The sequence below is a fragment of the Streptomyces sp. NPDC028907 genome (assembly GCF_055564995.1).
Map to the genome: position 1 here is coordinate 1 of NZ_JBVHVE010000033.1, position 21,103 is coordinate 21,103.

A 21,103-nucleotide genomic window follows, 5' to 3' on the forward strand; every position below is an offset into this window, starting at 1 on the left:
AACGAGTGACCGCACTGGGCGGCGAACTGCACACCGGACCCCGCGGTGCGGTGGGGTGGGAGGTACGGGCCGTGTTCCCGGCCGGGAAGCGCTGAGGGAACGTGCCGGCTACGGGACGTCCACGACGAGGTAACCGTACGAACGGGACTTCCCGCACCGGACCCGGTCGGAACTCCTGCTGTGCCCGGCCGCCCTGGCCGACGGGGTCGCGCATTCGCTGAGTGCTCTGACTGCCCGACGCGACGAACTACTGGGCCGCCCGCGGGAGGCCGGATGCCGTGACTCGGTCACCCTGACATTCGTCAGGGACCGCTGCCGCCGTCTCCTGCCTAGTGTTCGAGTCGTCTTCCAGCCCAGCGCGCACCGCGGGGCGCCCTCCACAGTCAGGAAGAGACGGCTTCATGCGCCTGCTTCGCTCCTCACTCGCCACGGCCGCCGCCCTGTGCGCGGTCGCCGCCGGCGTGGTACTCGTCCAGCCCGCGCAGCCCGCGGTCGCCTCGGCCGCCGACTGCGAGGGCGGGGCACGGGGCTTCCGTGATCACCCCGACAACGCGGAGGGCGACACCGACAAGCCCCGGAGCTTCAACCTCGGCGACGTCCGCTTCACGCTCGAGAAGGGCGCTTACGTCGGCCAGCAGATCGCCTTCGGCAAGATCAGCGGGCAGACCCGGCCCGGTGACAACGTCTGGATGGACTGGCGGGCGAACGGCTGGGACAACAACAACGCCGTGTCGCCCTGGCTCCAGTGCGGGCCCTTCACCGTCCGGTCCAACGGGCAGAGCCTGACCACGCCGTTCCGGCGCACCAGCACCGACCCGCAGTACAACTTCCGGGTCTGCGGCTCGCGGGCCGTGGACGGCGTCGTCCGCTGCTCCGACTGGTGGTAGACCCCGCATCCCTTCCGCACGTCCGGCATTCCCCACCGCTCTCTCCGCGAAAGGCACCCCATGCGCAGACTCTTCCGCGGCGCCGCCGCGCTCGCCCTGGCCACCGTCGCCGTCCTGACCGGCACCACCCAGGCCCAGGCCGAGGGTGGCACCTGGGACGGCTGCCCGTACGGCGCCGTCTGCATCTACCCCCAGAACGTGACCCCCGCCAACAGCCCGTACCCGAGCCACATCTTCTACTCGTACGGGTTCCACCCCATCTACAACCAGTACGGCAACCACTGGATCCTCAACAACCAGTACGACGGCGCCCTGGTCGAGCTGTGCAAGTCCATCAACACGGACTGCCACGAGTCCATCCCGCCGCAGGAGGGCTGGTACGTCGACCTCACTCCGATCAACTCGCTCCACCTCAGGGAGCACTACCTGTGAGGCGCCGGCTTCTCGCGACCGCCGCCACGCTGCTGCTCGTCGCTGGCGTGGCGGGGTCCGCCGCAGCCGACACCCCGACGGTGCGGCCCCCGCGGGCCGCACCCGCGGCCGTACAGGTGCCGAACGGCGTCACCGCCGGGGCCGCCGTGTTCGACCGGCAGACCGGCGCCTTCACGGAGCAGCTCAACACGAGCGCCCGCTTCCGGTCCGCCTCCGTCGTCAAACTGCTGTTGGCGCTGGACTTCCTGTGGAACCGCGGCCCCGACTACACGGTGCCCGCCGCCGACCGCGCCCTGCTGGAACCGATGCTGCGCAGCAGCTACGACGACGCGGCCGACCACTACTGGGTGGAGAACGGCAAGGCGGCCATCATCACCCGCATGGCCGAGCGGCTCGGTCTGCAGGACACGGCACCGCCGCCCACCGGCTACGAGGGCTACTGGGGCTACACCTCGCTGTCGGCCCGGGACACCGTGACGATCTACCGCTACCTCCTGGACTCGGCGCCCGGCCCGGTGCGTGACTTCGTGATGGGCAACCTGCGCCAGTCAACGCGCTGCGCCTCGGACCACTTCGACCAGCACTTCGGTGTCGCCGGGGCGTTCGAGAAGCCGTGGGCGGTGAAGCAGGGCTGGTCGGGGTCGTCGTTCGAGGAGGGCACCTGCGGCACGGGGGCGGCCGCGGTGAGCGCGTCGCGTACGGCGTCCAAGTCCCAGGCCCAGGCCCGGGCCCCGGTCGCCGCCGACGTCGACCTGACGCGGCCCGCGCTGCACAGCACGGGGACGGTGGGTGCCGGGGACCGGTTCATCGTGGCCGTGTTCACCCTGCACCCGGTGGGGACGTCGTACGGGAAGGCGTACACGGACATCGGACGCCTGACCCGTTCACTGAACGTGCCGGGGGCCGCGCGGCCCGCGGGGTGGTGGTACGGCACCTGGAGCGACCATGTGAACGTCCGCCGGGACCCGTCCACCGCGAACGCACCGATGACTCAACTACCCGCCGGTGTCGAGGTGTTGGTGGGCTGCCAGAAGAGAGGGGAGAAGGTCTCGGTGCCGCCCTACACCAACGACTGGTGGGCCTATCTGCCCCAGTACGGCGGCTGGATCTCCAACATCTACATCAGTTCGCCCGACAACCGGCTGCCGGACGTCAAGGACTGCTGAACAGGTGAGGCAGCGGTACGGGGGACCGCTGCCTCACCGCTCGTACGCGGCGAGGTTGCGGAGCACCTCGTCGACGTGCGGCCGTACGCGTTCGGGGACTCCGCGTTCCTCGATGACGGTGCGGTCGCTCGTGCGCCAGCCGGCCGCGATCAGCGCGGGAAGCTCCGCGGCGGGCAGCCCGGCCTGCTTGAAGCGCTGGTCGAGCCAGCACACGTACAGGCTCATCGTGTGGATCGCGTCCGGCGCCGACCGGTAGTCCTTGTCGCCGTCTCCGTCGCCGTCCACCGCCCAGGCCCGGAAGACCGACGGCGTCCACATGGCGATGCCGTACTCCTCGCTCTGCGGACGGGAGGCGTTCACGTCGAAGCCGCTCTCCGCCTTGATCATGGCGGCGAGCAGGGCGGGCGTGACCTCGGCGTCGGTGCAGCGCCGGGCGGCGGCCACGATGACCGGGCGCAGGGCCTTCGGTACGTCTGAGTTCTCCGGGAGTTCCCCGGTGGCGGCCGGGCTGTGGGCTCCGGTGACCACGGCGGGTGCGCCGCGGCCGTCGTCCTCGGCGCTGTCACCGCCGTCGCCACCGCCGAGCAGCGCGGCCCCGGCGACGGCGGCGGCCGTGACCCCGGCGAGCGCGACCGCGGCGAGCGGCCACAGTCGGCGTCGGCGGGGCGGGCCGGCGAGTTCCTCGATGCGGGCGGCGAGACTTGCGCCGGTGTGGCGGAGGCGGGCCGCGTGGTCCGGGGCCAGACAGTCCGCGACGAGCCGGCGCCAGTCGTCGTCGAGTCCGGCGTCGAGACGCAGGGGCGCGGTGCCGCGGGCGTAGGCCTGGGCGGCGAGCGAGCGGGCGCGGGCGGTGGCGCCGGGGAACGGGTGCAGGCCGCCGGTGAGGACCTGGTGGGCGAGGATGCCGAAAGCCCAGATGTCGGCGGTCGGCCGCACCACCGCCCCGTCCGCTCCGGTGCGCTGGGACCACCACTCGGGCGGCAGATGGTCGAGCGTGCCGAGTGGCGGCAGGTGGGCGTGGGTGCCGTCGAGTTCGGTGGCGAGGCCGAAGTCGGCGAGCCACACCTCGCCGTCGGCGCCCAGCAGGACGTTGGCGGGTTTGAGGTCGCCGTGCACCCAGCCGGCGTCGTGCATATGGGCGAGCCCGGCGGCGACGCCGCGCAGGATCCGTACGGCGTCCGGGACGGGGCGGCCGGTCCCGGCGGAGTCCAGCAGCTGGCGCAGGCTGGCCTCGGCGCGGTCCATGACGAGCGCGAACGCGCCGTCCAGGGCGGGTAGTTCGGGTGCGTCGATGGTGCGTACGGCGCGAGTCCGGACGAGGTTCGGGTGGTCGGCCTCGGTGCTGAACCGCACCTCGCGGGCGACGAGTTCGCCGAGCGCGGCGCGCTGGCCGGGGCCCAGGGCACCGGTCGGCAGCACCTTCACCGCGGCCGTCGTACCGTCGGCGACCGCGCGGGCCTCGTAGACGGTGCCCCAGCCGCCCGAGCCGATGACCGCGCCCACTTCCCAGCCGTCGACGCGGAACCCGACGGGCAGGCGCGGTGTTTCGAGGGCGCTCTCTTCGGCGCCGGACGTGTTCACGCGTGGATCTCCTGCGGGGCGGGCCGGCGGCGGGAGGGCAGCAGGGCGAGGTGTTCCTCCCGGACCAGGCCGAAGCGCAGGGCCAGGGAGGCCAGTCGGGCGCGTTTGGCGCCGGTGCGGGCGGTGCCGTCGGCGCCGGACTCGTCGCCGAGGTCCAGGCGCAGTTTCGCCGACGCCAGGTAGTCGATGTGGTAGTTCACGGCGGACCGGGTCAGCCCGCGGCAGCTGTCCAGCGGGCGCAGCCGTTCCGCGATGTCCCCGGCGCCCGGCAGCGCGCTGTCCGACAGCTCGCGCAGCCGCGGCTCGCACAACGCGACCAGGACCAGGAAGTACTTGGCGGTCACGTCGAGGGCGTAGGGGTGGACGGTCTGCTCACCGGCGCCGGGCGCCGCCCGCTCGTCCAGGTAGGCGTGCTGCGGGGCGAACACCTTGAACTCGGCGGTGCCGTTCAGCGCGGGCAGCACGACCCGGGAGAACTCGAAGGGCACCGGCGCGCCGAGCCGCCGGGGCGCGACGGTGATGTACTCACCGGCCCCCTCCAGGTTCTCGACTACGTACGCGGTGTCCCGGCTGAAGTTGGACAGCCGCCAGTAGTCCTCGGCGGCCTCCAGCCGGCCGGCCAGCCGGGAGATCCCGGGGTCGGGCAGCAGGATGGAGACCTCCCTGCCGCCGGGTGTCCCGCGCCCGAAGTCGGCCACGTCGCCCGGTCCCATGTGCAGCAGTGCGGGCCTGCCGGGCCCGTCGGCGTCCGGTGCCGACGGGCCCGGCGGCTGAACGATGATCGTTTCCATGCCGGCTGTTCCCCCGATGTGATCGCCAGGATTCTACGAGCGGTTCCGGTGGCCGCCGGCCCGGCATGCGTGCGCGTGAACGGGTGTCGCGGCGCACCCGGTGTCGGCGGATGGTCGGTCCGCCTCGGTCGGTGCGTCACCGAGAGCATCACCGGTCACAGCGGCCGCCGCAACCACCCGTGGCCGTTCCGTTGCCCCTGGCACGATCCCGGTGCGTGGGCGGCCGCCCTGGCGTCGGGGCCGCGTCCACGTCGTCGAGGCAGAAGACGTCGACGGTCGTTGAGGCAGCAGACGTCGACGTCCTCGTCAGCCGCGAGACGGTGCCCCGGCGGCCCGGGATGTGGTGCGGCCGGGTCTCGATCGCGTGGAGTCGGACACCGGCAGGGCGTTGGGCGGGAAGATGCGGCTCGCGATCGTGCGAGCTCGGCGGTACCGGCGTCAACAGTACGGTGGCTGGTTGGTCAGGGAGGCCGCCACCCGCATCCACACGCCGAACTGCCGGTAGAGACCGGGCAGGACGCCGTGGGCTCGGACGGTCCGCGAGTCCGTCGCGGTCACGCCTGGGATTCCCAGCAGGACGGAGGCCACCGAGGCCGACTGCCAGCGGACGGTGAGGGTGGACTCGGCCGAAGGCGCCGCGACCGGCGTCCGCCGTGCGGCGAGGGCGGCGGCGACCGCCTCCTCGATCGCCGTGCGCGCCTCGTCGACCGGGCGCAGATCCGCAGCGAACCGGCCCTTCGCGTGCTTCACGGCGACGGTGGTGACGGAGGCGTCCCAGTCCGCCATCTCCGCACAGGCACGGTCGTCACCGGTGAGGACGGCCACCGGGACCCCGACGGCCGCCGCGGTGGCGTGGGCCAGGCCGATCTCACCGACGGGCCGGCCGTCCAGCCAGATGTCCTCGATCTCGTGCCCCATGAAACTGTGGCTCAGCACCCCGAGTTCGCCGGCCCGGGAGTGATAGCCGACGCAGAGCACGGCGTCGTGCCCGGGGTCGAGGCCTTCGAGCATGCCCATGTGCTTGGGCTTCCCGCGGATGAGGCGGGCCGCCGGGTGCAGCGCCTCCGGGAGGATGTTGCGCATGGGACCGTGCGCGTCGTTGACGGTGATGTCGGTGGCACCGGCCGCGAGGGCGCCACGGACCGCGGCATTGACGTCCTCCGCCATCATCAGCCGTCCACGCTCGTAGTCCCGGCCGCCGGGCTGCACGTCGTCGGCGTCGACGAGACCCGTGACGCCTTCCATGTCCGCGCTGATGTAGATCCGCACCCTGTGCACTCCTCAAAGCTTGATCACTGAGGAGACGGCTGCCGGTGCGGTTCCGGTTCCCGCACCAGGGCAGCCAGGCGTCGAGAGGAAGTCGTCCGGGGCGGCCCATCGCCCGACGCCTGAACCTCGACCGCAAGACCGTCCGCCGCTTCCGCGACACCGCCCTCGACCAGCTGCTCGCCTCCGCCCGCGAATGCCGCCCCATCGGCATCCTGGAGCCGTTCAAGGCATACCTGAACACCCGCTTCACCGAGGCACAAGGCCAGGTCGACGGAACCCAGCTGTCCCTGGAGATCCAGGCCCGCGGCTACCGGGGCAGCCGCCAGGTCGTCCGCAAACACCTCGCCGCCCTCGGGCGGGCACCGCATTGCCGGTCCGAGCCGATGTCCCCAGCCCAGGCAAGATCACATCCTGGATCCTGCGGCCAGGGGAGCTGCCGTCTTGCCACGGGGCGACTCGCACTCCGCTCATGCTGTGCTCCTTGTTCACTGCCGGTTCTTCATGTGCCGGTCGCTGATGGGATCGCGCGCGCTCGCCCTCAGACAACGGCTGGGCCATCGGCCGCTCCGTTCGGGGCGGTAGGTTCGCGGGCCGTGAGCCCTGATGGCGTAGCCCTCGTAACGCCGTGCAGCGCGGAGCTGTGTCGCGGCAGTGCGGTCAGTTCCGACCTGCCATGACGCCGCCGTCGACGTCCCAGACCGCGCCGGTGACCCAGCCGGTCTGGTCGGAGAGCAGGAAGACCACGGTGGCGGCCACGTCGTCGGGGATGCCGGTACGGCCCAACGGGTGGAAGGAGTTGAAGCCGTCCAGGGTGCTGTCCATCTCGGCCTTGGGGATGAACTCCTCGTAGATGGGGGTCCGCACGACCGCCGGGGCGACGGCGTTGGCACGGATGCCGTAGGGCGCGAGCTCCATGCCCAGGTGCTGGGTCAGGGAGTGCAGAGCGGCCTTGGCCATGGAGTACGCCGAGGACGGCGTCGCGGCGACTGCCTGATGAGCCCACATGGAGCCGACGTTGACGATGGAGCCCTTGGCGCCGCGCTCGACCATGCTCGCGGTGACCGTCTGCGTGATGAGGAAGAAGGCCCGGTTGATGGCCTGGTAGCGGTCGTAGTCCGCGGGTGTGTGCTCCAGGAACGGCTTCGGCGCGAAGACGCCGGCCGCGTTGACCAGGAGGGTCGCATCGGCGTGGTCGCGGGACAGTTCGGCGCGCAGGCTCTCGACGGCGACAGGGTCGTTCAGGTCGGCGGCGAGAGCGGACGCGTTCGGGCTGGCCAGCTCGGCGACGGCCTTCGCCGCGCTGGAGTCGGAGCGGCCGGTGACGACGACGCTGCCGCCGCGGTCCAGGATGTTCCGGGCGATGGCCAGGCCCATGCCGCTGGTGCCGCCGATGACGACGGCCTTCTTGCCGGTGAGGTCGATGGTGCCGCGGGACATGCCTTGCTCCTGAATGAAAAAAGGGGGAGGGTAATCCGCTCAGGCGGAAGGAAGTTGGGGCCACAGTGCGGCGGCCCGTCCGGGGTCGTCAGACGGTGTCGTAGATCCGGATCTCGGGATCGGCGGCGAGCAGGGGTGCCAGACCGCCGACGACGTCCTGCTGGAACAGGGTGCTGTCGAGGTAGGCGCAGGCCTCGCTCACGGCGCTGAAGCCGTGCAGCACCTGCACGTCCTCGTCGCGCACGAGCAGTTCCTTGGACCGGGCGCCGAGGACGGTGTCGAGGAACGGCTGCTTGTACTTCTGGTACACGCCGGCCGCCGCCACACGGTTTCCCTCTGCCACCTTCAAGGTGATTTCCAGATAGGCCATGACGCATCCTTTCCCGTCAGAACCGTCGGATTTACTCGCGGGATTTCCGCAGGCAGTTCGGACGAGACAAACGTAGGCCCCTGGGAAGGCATTCGGTAGAGGATCTTTTGTGATGCGGCTATAACCGATCCGCATGACTCATTTCGGAGTCGCCACAGACGGGCCCTCCGCCTGCCCCGAAGGGACCTCGCTACCCGGCTCCGGGGCGGGCAGCCGGCAGCCGGCGGAGTCGGCCAAAAAGTTGACGAACTCCTCCAGGTCGGCACCGAGCGGATTGCCGCGGGTCCACACGGCCTCGTAGGACATCTCCACCGGAGTGCCGCCACGCACCAGGGGGCGGCAACTCGCATGGTCCGGTGTCACCTTGGAACTCGGCAGCAGCGCGGCCCCCACCCCCAGACGGGCCCACTCGTCGAGCACCCGGTAGCTGGCGGCCTCGCCCGGATAGGTGCGCAATGGCAGGTCGTTGTCCCGGAAGAGCTGCGTGGTGAAGGTGGTCAGTCCGCAGGTGTCGGGCACGAGGATGAAGTCGGCGTCGGCGTTCAGCTCCACGGGGCCGTCGGCGCCAGGGGCGACAGCCGGGTCGATCACGACGACGGGTTCGGTGAAGATGGTGCGGTGCCGGTAGGCGGGCATGGCCTCCACCTCGGGCACCAACAGCACATCCAACTCGCCGTCCTTCAGCGCGGTGCGCAGCAGACCCAGGTCGGCTTCGCGCAGCACCAGGTCACGCGGGTGGGACAGGGTTCGCGCGGCTTGGAAGGCGCAGGCCACCAGATCCGCCCCGATCAGGGGCGAGACGCCCATGCGGATCGCTCCGGAAGGCGGGCTGGTGAGCCGCCGCGCCTCCGCCGTGACCGAGTCCAGCGCGTCCAGGGCACGGTCGATCATCGGCAGCATGCGCGCACCGTGCACTGTCGGCTTGACGCCGCGCGGGGAGCGGTCGAACAGCTTGAGTCCGAGCTCCTCTTCCAGGCGGGCCACCCCGTTCGACAGCGCGGGCTGGGTGACGCCGTAGTCGCGCGCCGCGGCGCTGAACGACTTGGTCCGGGACACGGCCTGCGCGTACCGAAGCCCTTCGATGTTCATCGCGAACCCCTCTCGGCTACAGCCTCAGGCTATGGCCGCATTCATGATCGTCGTCTACCGGATGCCTGGCATCCGTCCTACGCTGGGAAAAGCACGCCCTGCCCTGACCGGGTGGGGCAGGAAATATCCCGGCTCTTTTCCGACCACCCCTTTCACAGTACCGGTGAATTCCCGGTACGGAATCCGCCTCTTCTTTCCCGTCAGGAGTGATTGCTGTGTCCCCGGAGATCCGCCCCGCACACCGGGCTGCTCAGGTGACCGAATCCGGCGGGCCGGTGCACCTCGCTCCCGTGCAGCCGCGCGAGCCGGGCCCCGGCGAAGTGCGCCTGGACGTGAAGGCGTCCGGCATCTGCGGGGCCGACGCCGGTATGGCGGCGAACCCCAAGCCCGCCTACGGTTTTCCGATCACTCCCGGGCACGAGGTCGCCGGAGTCGTCGCCGAGGTCGGCGAGGGCGTCGCGGGCTGGGAAGTCGGCGAGCGGGCCGGGGTCGGCTGGTTCGGCGGCTCCTGCGGACACTGCACGGCCTGCCGGTCGGGCGACGTGGTCCACTGCGCCGGGCGCCAGATCCCAGGTCTCAGCTACCCGGGCGGCTGGGCCACGACCATCACCGTCCCCGCTGCCGCCCTCATCCGTATCCCGGACGGGCTCTGCTTCGAGGAGGCCGCGCCGTTCGGCTGCGCGGGCGTGACCACGTTCAACGCGCTGCGGCACAGCGGAGCCGAGCCCGGCGACCGAGTCACCATCCTCGGCATCGGCGGCCTGGGCCACTTCGCGGTGCAGTTGGCCGCCGCCATGGGCTTCGATACCGTGGCTGTCGGCCGCGGCGACGACAAACGGCAGACCGCCCTCGGCCTCGGTGCGCATCACTACATCGACGCCTCCGCCGAGGACGCCGGACAGGCGCTGCGCGCCCTGGGCGGCGCCCGGCTGATCCTGTCCACGGCCGCCAGCAGCAAGCCGCTGGCCGGACTCGTCGACGGGCTCACCCCGCACGGCCGGCTCACCGTCGTCGGCTTCGACGGCACGCCCTTGGAACTGCCGCTGGACAGACTGGTGATGCATGCCCGCCACGTCACCGGTAGCCCGGTCGACACCGAGCAGGCCATGCGTTTCGCGCTCGCGAGCGGCGTGCGCCCGCAGGTGCAGACCGCGCCGCTGGAGCAGGCCGCCGAGGCGCTGAAGACCCAGCAGGCCGGTCAGGCCCGCTTCCGCATGGTCCTCACCACTGAGGAGTGACCGCCCCTCTCCCCCACCATCCCTGAGCAGTACCGGGCCGATGTCACCGGTCCTGGCAAGGAAGGCGTCCGCGCATGTCGCAGAACCCAAGTCGCTCCGTCGTCGTGATCGGCGCGGGCGCGTCCGGCCTCACCGTAGCGAGCATCCTCACGCAGGCCGGGCACGACGTCGTCGTCCTGGAGGCGCGCGACCGGATCGGGGGCCGCCTGCTGAGCGCCCCCGCCACGCCGGAAGGCTCCCTCGATCTCGGGGCCACCTGGTTCTGGGACGACGAACGGCATGTGCGTACCCTCCTGGCCGATGCCGGGCTCGGCAGCTTCCCGCAGCACACCACCGGCGACGTCGTCTGCCAGGACGCGGTCGGCGTGCAGCGCCTCGCCAGCAACCCGATCGACGCCCGCTCCCACCGCTTCACCTCCGGCGCGGCGGCTCTCACCGACGTACTGGCCGCCTCGCTGCCCGCCGGCACGCTCCGGCTCGACACCCCGGTCACCGCGATCCGGGCGACCCCGTCCGGCCTGAGCGTGCGCACCCCTGGCTCGGTCATCCAGACCGAGCACGTCGTCCTCGCCGTGCCGCCCGCCCTCGCTCTGGCCCACATCGACTTCGACGGCCAACTGCCGGCCGACCTCGTCGACGTAGCCGAACAGACCCCCGTATGGATGGGCGCCGTGGTGAAGGTCGTGGCCGAGTACTCCGCGGCGTTCTGGCGCGCCGACGGCCTGGCGGGAGCCGCGTTCAGCCGGAGCGGACCGCTGCGGGAGATCCACGACATGTCCGGCGCCGACGGACGACCCGCCGCGCTGTTCGGTTTCGCACATGCGGGCACTGCCCGCAGCGCCGGTCCCGATTTCCGTACGGCCGTCACGCGGCAGCTGGCGCAGCTCTTCGGGCCGCAGGCAGCTCAGCCACTCGCCCTGCACGTCCAGGACTGGAGCGCCGAGCAGTGGACGTCCCCTCCTCATGTGGCGCAGCTGGGCGACTACTCCTTCTTCGGCCACCGCCTGTATCAGCGTCCGGCACTGGACGGGCGGCTGCACTGGGCCTCCACCGAGACCGCCCGCGGCTACGCGGGCCACATCGAAGGCGCCCTGGCAGGCGGCGAACGCGCCGCCCACGCCCTCCTCCACGCGCTGCCCGACCCGAGCCCGCAACCCGCGCCGGCGAACTCCGCCGCCTGAACGCCTTCTTCCTCCGCCCCCGGCCCTACAAAGGTGACCTTGATGCATGAGGTGACAGCTCTCCTGCGCGAGTACGACCGCGCCCGCGCCTACACCGACGATCTGTGGAAGGACCTCACCCCGGACGAGATCACCTGGCGCCCCCACGACAACTCCAGCGCCATCGGCTGGCACCTGGGCCACCAGGCCCATGTCGCCCACTTCATGGTCCGCAACCTCACCGCCGCCGAGCCCAGTCCCGACCCCGAACTGGACGGGCTCATGGACTCGGCGAACCCGGAGAGGTTCCGCGGCGCCCTGCCCACCGTCGAGCGGCTCGGCGCGTTCCGCGACACCGTCGCAGAGCGCGTACACGCCCGGATGAACGACATCGCGGACCGACGCGTCGGCGCCCCGGACCAGCTCACCGTCGTCGCCCGGCACCTCCTGGTCGCACTGATCAACCACGAGTACCAGCACGACCAGTGGATCGGCGAAGTCCGAGCGAACGACCTCGGCCACGCCCTCCCCACCGACCCGGACACCGACCAGGTCTGCCGCCTGGACGGCTACCTCGTCCTCAACCCGCTCGTCTGAGCCGACAACACGTTCGAGCCCTCGCGCGCACCTCACGACGATGAAGTTCCTCAACCAGGCCGCGGAAGCCCAGCAGGCCCAGGCGAGCCGACGCTGCCGGGGAGGGAGGAGGAAGGAGCGAAACCGCCTTCGGCCCCCTTCCGGCGGTGGTCGCCCGGTGCCGTGCCCGAGTCCGCCCTCGAGGACCTGATCGAGCACAGGAAAAGCACGCGCTGTGTGCCGGTGACGGGAAGGCGGGCACCTCGGGCGACCGGCACTCCCGGCTCACGACCGTGGAAACAGACCTGGACCCGTAAAGAATCCCTGCTGCAGCAACGCGCCCCGCTGGACGCCCTCATCCTGCTGGAGCCCCTCCTCGCCCACCACGGCGACGACCCGAACGCCCGACGACTCGCCGCCCGCGCCTACTTCCACTCGGCACAGCTCTCCCGCGCCCACGACGTCCTGCGACAGCTGGTGGCGGACGCCCCCGACGACTCCTGCCCACGGCTCATGCCCGGCCGCACCCTCCAGCGCCTCGGCCGGCACGAAGAGGCCGCCGTGCACCTGAAGACGGCCACCGCCATGACACCTGGATTCGGCTGACGACCGCACGACCATGAACGAGTGACCTGGGAAGCGATCCAGGCGGGTGTGCACCGGTGATGTCGAGCAGTCCAGCATCACACCCTGAAAAGTTCGAGGTTCCGAGCAGTCAGCTTTGCCGCGACATTCGACAGGCATCAGCCGTCGGTGGCACGACAAGCGCACCGCTCTACGGGGAGGGACCTCCATGAACTTCCGTACCACGCGCGCCTGTTTCGCCACCGCCGTGATCGGCGCGCTCGCCGCCGGCACGCTGGCGATCGGCACGTCACCCGCCGCCGCGTCCACGAGCAGCTGCAACTCGACATAAAAGCCGTCGCACTTCCACGTCGCCGTGGGGCCGGGGAGGGATGCCCTGGCGCGCGTTGCCGGGCGGCTCTCTCCGCCGCCCGGCGCCTTGCGGACGCCCGTGGCGGGGGCGGCCGAGGATCCCGCCCACCCCGCCCGGCGTGTCAAGGCGCTCCGCCTGTCACGTACGCAGAGACGTTGATCCGACGGCGGGTGCCGCCGGAGCTCCACATTTCCTAACCAACAAGAAGGGCAACAATGCGCACCAGAGCAATGGCCACGGCCTTCTCTCTCGGAATGGCTGCCACGTTCACCGGGTTCTCCGCGAGCACGGCGAACGCCTACACCAACTCGGACCTGTCGGTCTCCAGCTGGTCCCGCTACACCGTCGAATGCCCCTGCTCGGACAACAGTGGCCTCGACTTCACCGAGTTCAAGTACGACAGCGGCGGCAAGGGCCTGAAGCTGGTCGTCAAGAAGAACAACAGCCCTGTGGCGCAGGTCGAGTTCCACCCGTCCGACGAGATCCTGTATGTCTACGACGGCAAGAACGACGGCGACACGATCTACGTCCGGGCGATGTGGTGGGAGGGCTCGGGCTTCATCAAGGAGGAGGGGACCTACTGGGCGCCGGGGACGTCCGCGGAACTCGACATGAATAAGATCGAGATGGACGACAACGACGACATCGACGAGGGCACGGTCGTGTACTTCCGGCTCTTCGACGACAAGGCCCTGACCGACCCGATCACTGACTGGTACCAGTACAACGGGAAGGCCTGACGGGTCCCTGGTGCCCCGCCGCGCGGTGGTCGCGGGTGCGGCGGGGCGTCCGGGGGCTGCGCGGCCGTGTGGGTGGGGCGGGGGTTGCCCTCCGGGTGCCGCCCGGTGGCGGGTGCCGCGTTCACGGGGTTCTCCGCGACCACGTGGAGTGCCTACACCGACTCGAAGAGGAGGCCGGGGGTGTGTCGGACTCGGCGGCGAGGTCGAGGTATGCGGCGAGCAGTCGGATGAGCGCCGTATCCAGCACGTCGCAGCGCAGCAGGGCCATTTCCAGCTTGTGGGCCGCGCGCTCCAGGGCTGGGTTGTGGGATGCAGCAGGGGAGGGCGTGGGCTGGGAGCGGTGCGTACGTAGGAGGTATCCGGCGCCTTGGGCTGTGACTTTGACGGGTAAATGGACTCTGCTGCGCAATTCGTTCAGGCGGAGAGTCGGTAGCTGAGCTGCTCAAGTCTGCTGCTGCGGCGGGTTCGGTCGAGGGGACCGGTCCAGTGGGCGTCGAGACGGATGATGTTGAGGGCCGTGGCGGAGAAGGCGTGTTGGAGACGTACTTTCGGCGCCCTCGACGCCGGCGCGGAGGGCGTACTTGTTTGTGAAGGCGGACTTGTCGAAGCCGTCGGCCGCCTTGGCCTGGGCGGAGTGGTCCAGGAGGACCGGGGTGACCATGCGGACCCCTTCCTTCATGGCCTTGGTGATCAAGTCGGCCGAGGGATAGCCGGAGTCGAGGTAGCGCTCGGCGGGCTTCACCCCGTGGTCGGCGAGTTTGGCCTGGATCGGCTCGGTGGCCTTCACGTCGGGCACGGTCGCGTCGGTGGTGTGCACGTCGGTGATCAGGTTCGGCAGTACCCGTTCCTCCACCGCGGTGCCGGTGCCGGTGCCGGTGCCGGTGCCGGTGGGGAGGGTGGTGCACGTTTCGGTGAGGTGGATCTTGTAGCCGCACCAGAAGAGATCGTCGCCCTTGGCCGCCCGGCGTGCGTCGGTGTCGTAGGGGGAGGCCAGGCGGAGTTGGCCGGGCGGGACACCGTCTCCGGCGTCCCGCTTCCTGCCGCAGCAGGGCCACGGCCTCGGTCTCACGGATCCACTCCGGGGCGTCATCGACCCAGGCCGCCCGGCACAACGCCAGGGCATCCTGCCCGAAGACCTGGGCGAGACGGTCCCGCCTGGTCTGCGAGGCGGGCATCTTCCAGCCGTCGGCGCAGAGTTCCGTACAGCTCGGCGAACTCCGGCACATCGATCTGCCCGGCCAGCCAGCCGGGGGCCGCGACCGCGAGGGCCCCAGAACCGCATCGTCCAGCTGCACCGCCTGATCCAGGCCGTCCTGGCCAGCCAGAGGCACGACCAGGCGAGGACGGATGCCGAACACTCCTCACCGCAGCCGACCCCGGCGACTCCAGTGAGCCGCGGTTCTGGCCGGCCTGGCAGGTCCTGCTCCCGCACGCCCTGGCGCTCGCCCCTGCCCGGCTTACCATCAGCCGGAGGCGGTTCGTGGTGGTGACGTCACTCGACATCCAGGCCCTCCACCGCCCTCGCTGGAAACGAGGCCGTTCGACGGCCCGTACTGCCGTACAGAGCCGAAAGGCGCCCGCCAGCAGTGGGAGTCGCCTGGGACTCTTCTGGGACTTCCGGCCCCATCAAGCGGCACGAGCGTGAAACAGCCGAAAGGTCATTCGCGCAGGTCAGCGGCCACAAACCACTCATCGCGGCAGGCACCGCGTTCATCGGTCTCTTCCGGGACATCTGACCGCAGGACTCAGCAGCTCTGCGCTCAGCGTCGCCCGCCCTCGGCACACCTCAATATCACCACCTTGAGAGGGCCTGACCTCCCAGAAGACTGCCTGACACCCCATCAGAACGAGCGTCAAATGAGCGTCACGAGCGTCACGAGCGTCATTTCAGCGTCAAGATATCGCCCGTAACGCCCACACCGCACATATTGCGCACGCACAAAACCGCAGGTCAGGAACCCTTCGCGGCGGGTTCGAGGATCGCCACGCACTCCACATGATGAGTCATCGGAAACAGATCGAACGCCCGCAACATCCGCACCCGATACCCCCCGTCCCGGAAGTACCCCAAGTCCCGCGCCAACGCCGCCGGATCGCAAGCCACATAAGCGATCCGCCGAGCCCCCAGTGACGCGAGATGCCCGACCGTGCCCCGCCCGGCCCCGGCCCTCGGCGGGTCCAGGACGATCAGGTCCACCTCGGTGATCCCCGTACGTGGCAGGACCGACTCGACCTTGCCCTGCTCGATCCGCACGCGGTCGAACTCGGCGAGGTTGTGCCGGGCGTCCTCCACCGCGCGCTTGCCGGACTCGATGCCGAGGACCGCGCCCTTGTCGCCGAGGCGGTCGGCGAGGGCGCCGGCGAAGAGGCCCACGCCGCAGTAGAGATCGAGGGCCATCTCGCCCTTGCGGGGCAGCAGCCCCTGCATGACGGCGGTCACCAGGGTGTCCGCGGCCTTCGGGTGGACCTGCCAGAAGCCTCCGCTGCCGACGCGGTGCGTACGGCCGTCGGCGCGTTCGCGGACGAAGGGGCGGCCGTGAACGCGGTGCGTGCCGCCGTCCTTCTCGCCGACCCGCATCACCGACACCGGGCGGTCGAGCTCCACGATCGGCAGGCGAGCGCCCGGCCTCGGCGTGAGGATCACCTGGCGGTCCTGCGAACCCGTCGCCGCGATCGCCTCGACCGACGCCATGCCCGTCCAGTCCCGCTTCTCGATACCGAGCTCGCTGACCCCCTCGGCGGCGATCATGCAGTGGTCGATCGGCTCGACCTCGTGCGAGCGGTGCCGGCGCAGGCCGGCGTGCCCGTCGGCGTCGACGGCGTACTGCACGCGCGTGCGCCACTGCGGCACCTGGCCGGCGGGCAGCTTGTCGCCCTCGGCCGGCATCACCGTGCCGTCCCAGCCGACGTCCTCGGGCGTCAGTCCCGCGAGCCGCTGCAGCTGCTCGGCGATGACCTCGCCCTTCAGCCGACGCTGTGCCCCGGGCTTGGCGTGCTGCCAGTCGCAGCCGCCGCAGCGGCCGGGACCGGCGAAGGGGCAGGGAGCCTCGATGCGGTCCTTGGAGGCGGACAGGACCTCGACCGCGTCGGCGCGCAGGAAGCGGTCGCCCTCCTCGCCCTCGGTCACCCGGGCCACGACCCGCTCGCCGGGCAGCGTGTGCCGGACGAACAGCACCTGTCCGGCTTCGGTGCGGGCGATGCAGTGCCCGCCGTGGGCGACGGGGCCGATCTCGACCTCGTACTCCTCCCCCACCAGCGACTTCTTCGGTTCTGCCTGCATGGTGGGGTGACTCCAGATCGAGAGGGGATGCGGCCCTCTCCCCAGGGGCTGCGGAGGGCCTGACAACAGCCCACCAGTCTACGTGCTCGAATCCGTGCCCCGCCCCCGTCAGCGCTGGGCGTCCGGCTCCTTCGCCCGCTCCTGGGCGGGCCCTCGCCGCACCGAGCCCGGCGCGTTCCAGTCCTGCCGCTTGCGGGCACGGGCCTTGGCGACCTCGGACGACTGGAGCTGGTAGGGCACGGACGTCACCATGATGCCCGGCGTGAACAGCAGCCGGCCCTTCAGCCTGAGCGCGCTCTGGTTGTGCAGCAGATGCTCGTACCAGTGGCCGACGACGTACTCGGGGATGATCACCGACACCGCGTCGCGCGGGGACTCCTTGCGCAGCCCCTTCACGTACTCGATGATCGGCCGCGTGATCTCGCGGTACGGCGAGTCGAGCACCTTCAGCGGTACGTCGATCCCGCGCCGCTCCCACTCCTCACGCAGCGCCTTGGTCTCCGCCGGGTCGACGTTGACGCTGAGCGCCTCCAGGGTGTCCGAGCGCAGCAGCTTGGCGTAGGCCAGGGCGCGCAGGGCGGGGCGGTGGATCTTGGAGACCAGGACGACCGAGTGGACGCGGGACGGCCGTACGCTGTCGTCGCTCGGACCCTCGGGGGCGGCGAGTTCCTCGGAGACATGGTCGTAGTGGCGGCGGATCGCCGTCATCGTGCCGTAGAAGATCACCATGCCGAGCAGGGCCACCCAGGCGCCGTGCGTGAACTTGGTGACGAGCACGACGATCAGGACCAGGCCGGTGAAGAACGCGCCGAAGGTGTTGATCGCGCGGGAGCGGATCATGTGGCGGCGCTTGGCCTGGTCCTTCTCGGTCGCCAGGAGGCGGTTCCAGTGGCGGACCATGCCGGTCTGGCTGAGCGTGAAGGACACGAACACGCCGACGATGTAGAGCTGGATCAGACGGGTGGAGTCGGCGCCGTAGATCCAGACCAGGAGCATGGCGGCGCCGGCCAGCAGCACGATGCCGTTGGAGAAGGCGAGCCGGTCGCCGCGGGTGTGCAGCTGGCGCGGCAGATAGCGGTCCTGGGCGAGGATCGAGCCGAGCACCGGGAAGCCGTTGTAGGCGGTGTTGGCGGCCAGGAAGAGCACCAGGGCGGTGGCCGCCGCGAGCACGACGAAGAAGAAGCTGCCCTTGCCGAAGACGGCCTCGGCGACCTGGGTGATCACCGGGTTCTGGACGTAGCCGGAGCCGACCGCGACGCCGTCCTTGACCAGGTCGACGGCCGGGTTCTCGGCCATGCGGACCTTGGTCACCAGCGCGAGCACGATGATGCCGCAGAACATGGTGACGGCCAGCAGGCCCATCGCCGCGAGCGTCGTCGCGGCGTTCTTCGACTTGGGCTTGCGGAAGGCCGGGACACCGTTGGAGATCGCCTCCACGCCGGTGAGCGCGGCGCAGCCGGAGGAGAAGGCCCGTAGCAGCAGGAAGACGAGCGCGAAGCCCGCGAGGCCCTGGTGTTCCGGCTTGATCTCGTACGAAGCCGTGGGAGCCCGCATGGTGTCGTCCAGGACCAGCCCGCGGAACGCGCCCCACGCGATCATGATGAAGACGCCCGCGACGAAGACGTACGTCGGGATCGCGAAGAGGCTGCCGGACTCCCGGACGCCGCGCAGGTTCATCACCGTCAGCAGCAGGATCACCGCGGCCGCGCACTCGACCTTGTGCTCGACGACGAACGGGATCGCGGAGCCGAGGTTCTCGATGCCGGAGGAGATGGAGACGGCGACGGTCAGGACGTAGTCGACGAGCAGGGCGCTCGCGACCGTCAGGCCTGCCTTGGGGCCGAGGTTGGTGGTCGCCACCTCGTAGTCGCCGCCACCGCTGGGGTAGGCGTGCACGTTCTGCCGGTAGGAGGCGACCACGGTGAACATCAGGACGACGACCGCGACCGCGATCCAGGGGCTGAAGTGGTACGCCGACACGCCCGCGATGGAGAGGACCAGCAGCACTTCTCCGGGCGCGTATGCCACGGAGGACAGCGGGTCGGAAGCGAAGACGGGCAGTGCGATGCGCTTCGGCAGGAGCGTTTCCGCCAGCCGGTCACTGCGCAGCGCGCGCCCGATCAGAATCCGTTTGGGCACGTCGGTCAGTTTGGACACAACAGAGAATCGTAGGCCCCCCTGCTGGGGCGGAGCACATCCGGGTGAAATCGCGCGCGGCGCCGGGGTGAATTCCGTGCTGCGCACGTGCCGGGCACGGGCCCTCGTGGCGCCCCCGTGCCTCCATGACCTGCGTACCTGTGGATCCGCCCACCTGCGTCAGTACGCTCATCACATCCGGGAGACCTCATGTCGCAGACGGCCGCCGAGCTCGTCGGGGCCCTCGTCTCGCTCGCCGGACTAGGCCTCCTGGCACTCGCCAGCCTGCGCAGCTTCAACCGCCGCTGAGGGGGTCGTACGGGACGGCCGACTCGCCGGTCGGTGTGTCGGAGGCGGACGTTACGGTGGACCGAGGCACACGCGGGCCGGCCTGCAGGGCGGTCCACGATCCGTACCGCGAGGGATCATCCCCGGCATTCCCCGGCATGATGTTGCCCAGCGGTCCGCGACCGGCCCGCGCCTGTTGCCCGGCGAACCGAGAGAAGGATATGAGCACCACGTTCACGCAAGTCAGACGCCTAACGAGGAGTGCGGGGTAAGACCGTGCACATCGTCATCATGGGTTGCGGAAGGGTGGGTTCCGCTCTTGCCCAGACCCTGGAGCAACAGGGGCACACGGTCGCCGTGATCGACCAGGACCCCACCGCGTTCCGCAGGCTGGGCCCCGGGTTCGGCGGCCGCCGGGTCACCGGCGTCGGCTTCGACCAGGACACTCTGCGCGAGGCGGGCATCGAGGAGGCCGGCGCCTTCGCGGCCGTCTCCAGCGGGGACAACTCGAACATCATCTCCGCGCGCGTGGCCCGCGAGATGTTCGGCGTGGAGAACGTCGCGGCCCGGATCTACGACCCCCGCCGCGCCGAGGTCTACCAGCGCCTCGGCATCCCCACCGTGGCCACGGTCCGCTGGACGGCCGACCAGATGCTGCGCCGTCTGCTCCCCTCGGGCGCCGAGCCGCTGTGGCGGGATCCCACCGGCGGTGTCCAGCTCGCCGAGGTGCACACGTCCACGGCCTGGGTGGGCCACAAGATCAGCAGGCTCCAGGAGGAGACGGGCGTCCGCGTGGCGTTCCTGACGCGGCTCGGCGAGGCGATCCTGCCCAGCTCGCAGACGGTGTTGCAGGAGGGCGACCTGGTGCACGTGATGATGCGCGCCGACGAGGTCGACAAGGTCGAGGCGGCGTTCGCCAAGGGTCCCGAAGAGGAGGGCGGTCACTGATGAGGGTCGCCATTGCCGGTGCCGGCGCGGTCGGCCGCTCGATCGCGGGCGAACTGCTGGAGAACGGCCACGAGGTCCTGCTCGTCGACAAGGCGCCGACCGCCATCTCGGTCGAGCGCGTTCCCCAGGCGGAGTGGCTGCTGGCCGACGCCTGCGAGATCACGTCCCTGGACGAGGCTGCCCTTCAGCGCTGCAACGTGGTGATCGCCGCGACCGGCGACGACAAGGTCAACCTGGTCGTCTCGCTCCTGGCGAAGACGGAGTACGGCGTTCCGCGCGTCGTCGCCCGCGTGAACAACCCCAAGAACGAATGGCTCTTCAACGAGTCCTGGGGCGTCGACGTGGCCGTCTCCACCCCGCGTCTGATGTCGGCCCTGGTCGAGGAGGCGGTCAGCGTCGGCGACCTGGTCCGTCTGCTCCGCTTCAGCCACGGCGACGCCAACCTCGTGGAGCTGACCCTCCCCGAGGAGTCGGCCCTGGCCGGCACCCAGGTCGGCGATGTCGAGTGGCCCCAGGACACCTCCCTGGTCACCATCATCCGCGGCACCCGCGTGCTCACCCCCTCCCGCGAGGACTCCCTGGAGGCCGGCGACGAACTCCTCTTCGTGGCCGCCCAGGCCCGCGAGGAGCAACTGGAGGACCTGCTGTCGGTACGCCGGGAGGACACGGCGAGCTGACTTTCCTCGCCCCCGCCGCCCCTACCCGTCCCATCCCTGGGGGCTGCGCCCCCAGACCCCCGCTGTCGGCCCTTCGGGCCTCGTCCTCAAACGCCGGACGG

At 70.6% G+C, this 21,103-nt stretch carries 20 protein-coding genes; 11 read left to right on the plus strand and 9 right to left on the minus strand.

Annotated features, from left to right (window positions below):
* Positions 1 to 401 precede the first annotated feature (401 nt).
* Genes ACZ4UU_RS44525 through ACZ4UU_RS44535 form a run of 3 tightly spaced genes read left to right on the plus strand, consistent with a single transcriptional unit; the run spans position 402 to position 2,485 of the window.
* The gene (locus ACZ4UU_RS44525) at positions 402 to 887 is read left to right on the plus strand and encodes a hypothetical protein (RefSeq protein WP_471909170.1); all 486 of its coding nucleotides are present in this window, start codon (positions 402 to 404) and stop codon (positions 885 to 887) included.
* A gap of 60 nt (positions 888 to 947) precedes the next feature.
* Positions 948 to 1,319, plus strand: coding sequence for a hypothetical protein (locus ACZ4UU_RS44530; protein WP_471909171.1), 372 nt, complete (start codon positions 948 to 950; stop codon positions 1,317 to 1,319).
* Positions 1,316 to 2,485, plus strand: a complete 1,170-nt coding sequence (locus ACZ4UU_RS44535) for a hypothetical protein (RefSeq protein WP_471909172.1) — start codon at positions 1,316 to 1,318, stop codon at positions 2,483 to 2,485. Before ACZ4UU_RS44530 ends, ACZ4UU_RS44535 begins: the two co-directional genes overlap by 4 nt.
* Positions 2,486 to 2,518: 33 nt before the next feature.
* Here ACZ4UU_RS44535 and ACZ4UU_RS44540 read toward each other — a convergent pair whose 3' ends face one another.
* From ACZ4UU_RS44540 to ACZ4UU_RS44565, 6 genes are all read right to left on the minus strand, one after another.
* Complete coding sequence (locus tag ACZ4UU_RS44540; protein ID WP_471909173.1) at positions 2,519 to 4,066, minus strand: protein kinase domain-containing protein; 1,548 nt, start codon at positions 4,064 to 4,066, stop codon at positions 2,519 to 2,521.
* Positions 4,063 to 4,857, minus strand: a complete 795-nt coding sequence (locus tag ACZ4UU_RS44545; protein WP_471909174.1) for a serine/threonine protein kinase — start codon at positions 4,855 to 4,857, stop codon at positions 4,063 to 4,065. Before ACZ4UU_RS44545 ends, ACZ4UU_RS44540 begins: the two co-directional genes overlap by 4 nt.
* A gap of 438 nt (positions 4,858 to 5,295) precedes the next feature.
* On the minus strand, positions 5,296 to 6,126 hold the full coding sequence (locus ACZ4UU_RS44550) for a M55 family metallopeptidase (protein ID WP_471909175.1): 831 nt from the start codon (positions 6,124 to 6,126) through the stop codon (positions 5,296 to 5,298).
* A 657-nt stretch (positions 6,127 to 6,783) separates the two neighbouring features.
* Positions 6,784 to 7,563, minus strand: coding sequence for an SDR family NAD(P)-dependent oxidoreductase (locus tag ACZ4UU_RS44555; RefSeq protein WP_471909176.1), 780 nt, complete (start codon positions 7,561 to 7,563; stop codon positions 6,784 to 6,786).
* Between the two features lie 88 nt (positions 7,564 to 7,651).
* A complete protein-coding gene (locus ACZ4UU_RS44560) occupies positions 7,652 to 7,933 on the minus strand; it encodes a hypothetical protein (protein ID WP_471909177.1) in 282 nt (93 codons plus the stop codon).
* A gap of 138 nt (positions 7,934 to 8,071) precedes the next feature.
* A complete protein-coding gene (locus ACZ4UU_RS44565) occupies positions 8,072 to 9,022 on the minus strand; it encodes a LysR family transcriptional regulator (RefSeq protein WP_471909178.1) in 951 nt (316 codons plus the stop codon).
* A gap of 215 nt (positions 9,023 to 9,237) precedes the next feature.
* Here ACZ4UU_RS44565 and ACZ4UU_RS44570 point away from each other — a divergent pair, with 215 nt between their 5' ends.
* The 6 genes from ACZ4UU_RS44570 to ACZ4UU_RS44595 all read left to right on the plus strand — a co-directional run bounded on the left by ACZ4UU_RS44570 (position 9,238) and on the right by ACZ4UU_RS44595 (position 13,673).
* On the plus strand, positions 9,238 to 10,260 hold the full coding sequence (locus ACZ4UU_RS44570) for an alcohol dehydrogenase catalytic domain-containing protein (protein WP_471909179.1): 1,023 nt from the start codon (positions 9,238 to 9,240) through the stop codon (positions 10,258 to 10,260).
* Between the two features lie 74 nt (positions 10,261 to 10,334).
* Positions 10,335 to 11,441: a flavin monoamine oxidase family protein gene (locus ACZ4UU_RS44575; RefSeq protein ID WP_471909180.1), complete on the plus strand. Its 1,107-nt coding sequence runs from the start codon at positions 10,335 to 10,337 to the stop codon at positions 11,439 to 11,441.
* Positions 11,442 to 11,483: 42 nt separating this feature from the next.
* Positions 11,484 to 12,017 carry a DinB family protein gene (locus ACZ4UU_RS44580; protein ID WP_471909181.1) on the plus strand — a complete coding sequence of 178 codons (534 nt, stop codon included), beginning with the start codon at positions 11,484 to 11,486 and terminating at the stop codon, positions 12,015 to 12,017.
* Positions 12,018 to 12,179: 162 nt separating this feature from the next.
* On the plus strand, positions 12,180 to 12,602 hold the full coding sequence (locus tag ACZ4UU_RS44585; protein WP_471909182.1) for a CDC27 family protein: 423 nt from the start codon (positions 12,180 to 12,182) through the stop codon (positions 12,600 to 12,602).
* A gap of 187 nt (positions 12,603 to 12,789) precedes the next feature.
* Positions 12,790 to 12,912: a hypothetical protein gene (locus ACZ4UU_RS44590; RefSeq protein ID WP_471909183.1), complete on the plus strand. Its 123-nt coding sequence runs from the start codon at positions 12,790 to 12,792 to the stop codon at positions 12,910 to 12,912.
* Between the two features lie 236 nt (positions 12,913 to 13,148).
* Positions 13,149 to 13,673: a hypothetical protein gene (locus tag ACZ4UU_RS44595; protein WP_468345012.1), complete on the plus strand. Its 525-nt coding sequence runs from the start codon at positions 13,149 to 13,151 to the stop codon at positions 13,671 to 13,673.
* A 442-nt stretch (positions 13,674 to 14,115) separates the two neighbouring features.
* Here the strand turns inward: ACZ4UU_RS44595 and ACZ4UU_RS44600 are convergent, their stop codons facing one another.
* From ACZ4UU_RS44600 to ACZ4UU_RS44610, 3 genes are all read right to left on the minus strand, one after another.
* A complete protein-coding gene (locus ACZ4UU_RS44600) occupies positions 14,116 to 14,742 on the minus strand; it encodes a hypothetical protein (RefSeq protein ID WP_471909184.1) in 627 nt (208 codons plus the stop codon).
* 882 nt (positions 14,743 to 15,624) lie between these two features.
* Positions 15,625 to 16,953, minus strand: a complete 1,329-nt coding sequence (locus ACZ4UU_RS44605; protein WP_471909185.1) for a class I SAM-dependent RNA methyltransferase — start codon at positions 16,951 to 16,953, stop codon at positions 15,625 to 15,627.
* Between the two features lie 108 nt (positions 16,954 to 17,061).
* On the minus strand, positions 17,062 to 19,110 hold the full coding sequence (locus ACZ4UU_RS44610; RefSeq protein WP_471909186.1) for an APC family permease: 2,049 nt from the start codon (positions 19,108 to 19,110) through the stop codon (positions 17,062 to 17,064).
* A gap of 543 nt (positions 19,111 to 19,653) precedes the next feature.
* Between ACZ4UU_RS44610 and ACZ4UU_RS44615 the strand changes: the two genes are divergently transcribed.
* Together ACZ4UU_RS44615 and ACZ4UU_RS44620 are read left to right on the plus strand one after the other, a co-directional pair.
* Complete coding sequence (locus ACZ4UU_RS44615; protein WP_471909187.1) at positions 19,654 to 20,325, plus strand: potassium channel family protein; 672 nt, start codon at positions 19,654 to 19,656, stop codon at positions 20,323 to 20,325.
* On the plus strand, positions 20,325 to 21,002 hold the full coding sequence (locus ACZ4UU_RS44620) for a potassium channel family protein (RefSeq protein ID WP_030051450.1): 678 nt from the start codon (positions 20,325 to 20,327) through the stop codon (positions 21,000 to 21,002). The genes ACZ4UU_RS44615 and ACZ4UU_RS44620 overlap by 1 nt, the downstream gene beginning before the upstream one ends.
* Positions 21,003 to 21,103 lie beyond the last annotated feature (101 nt).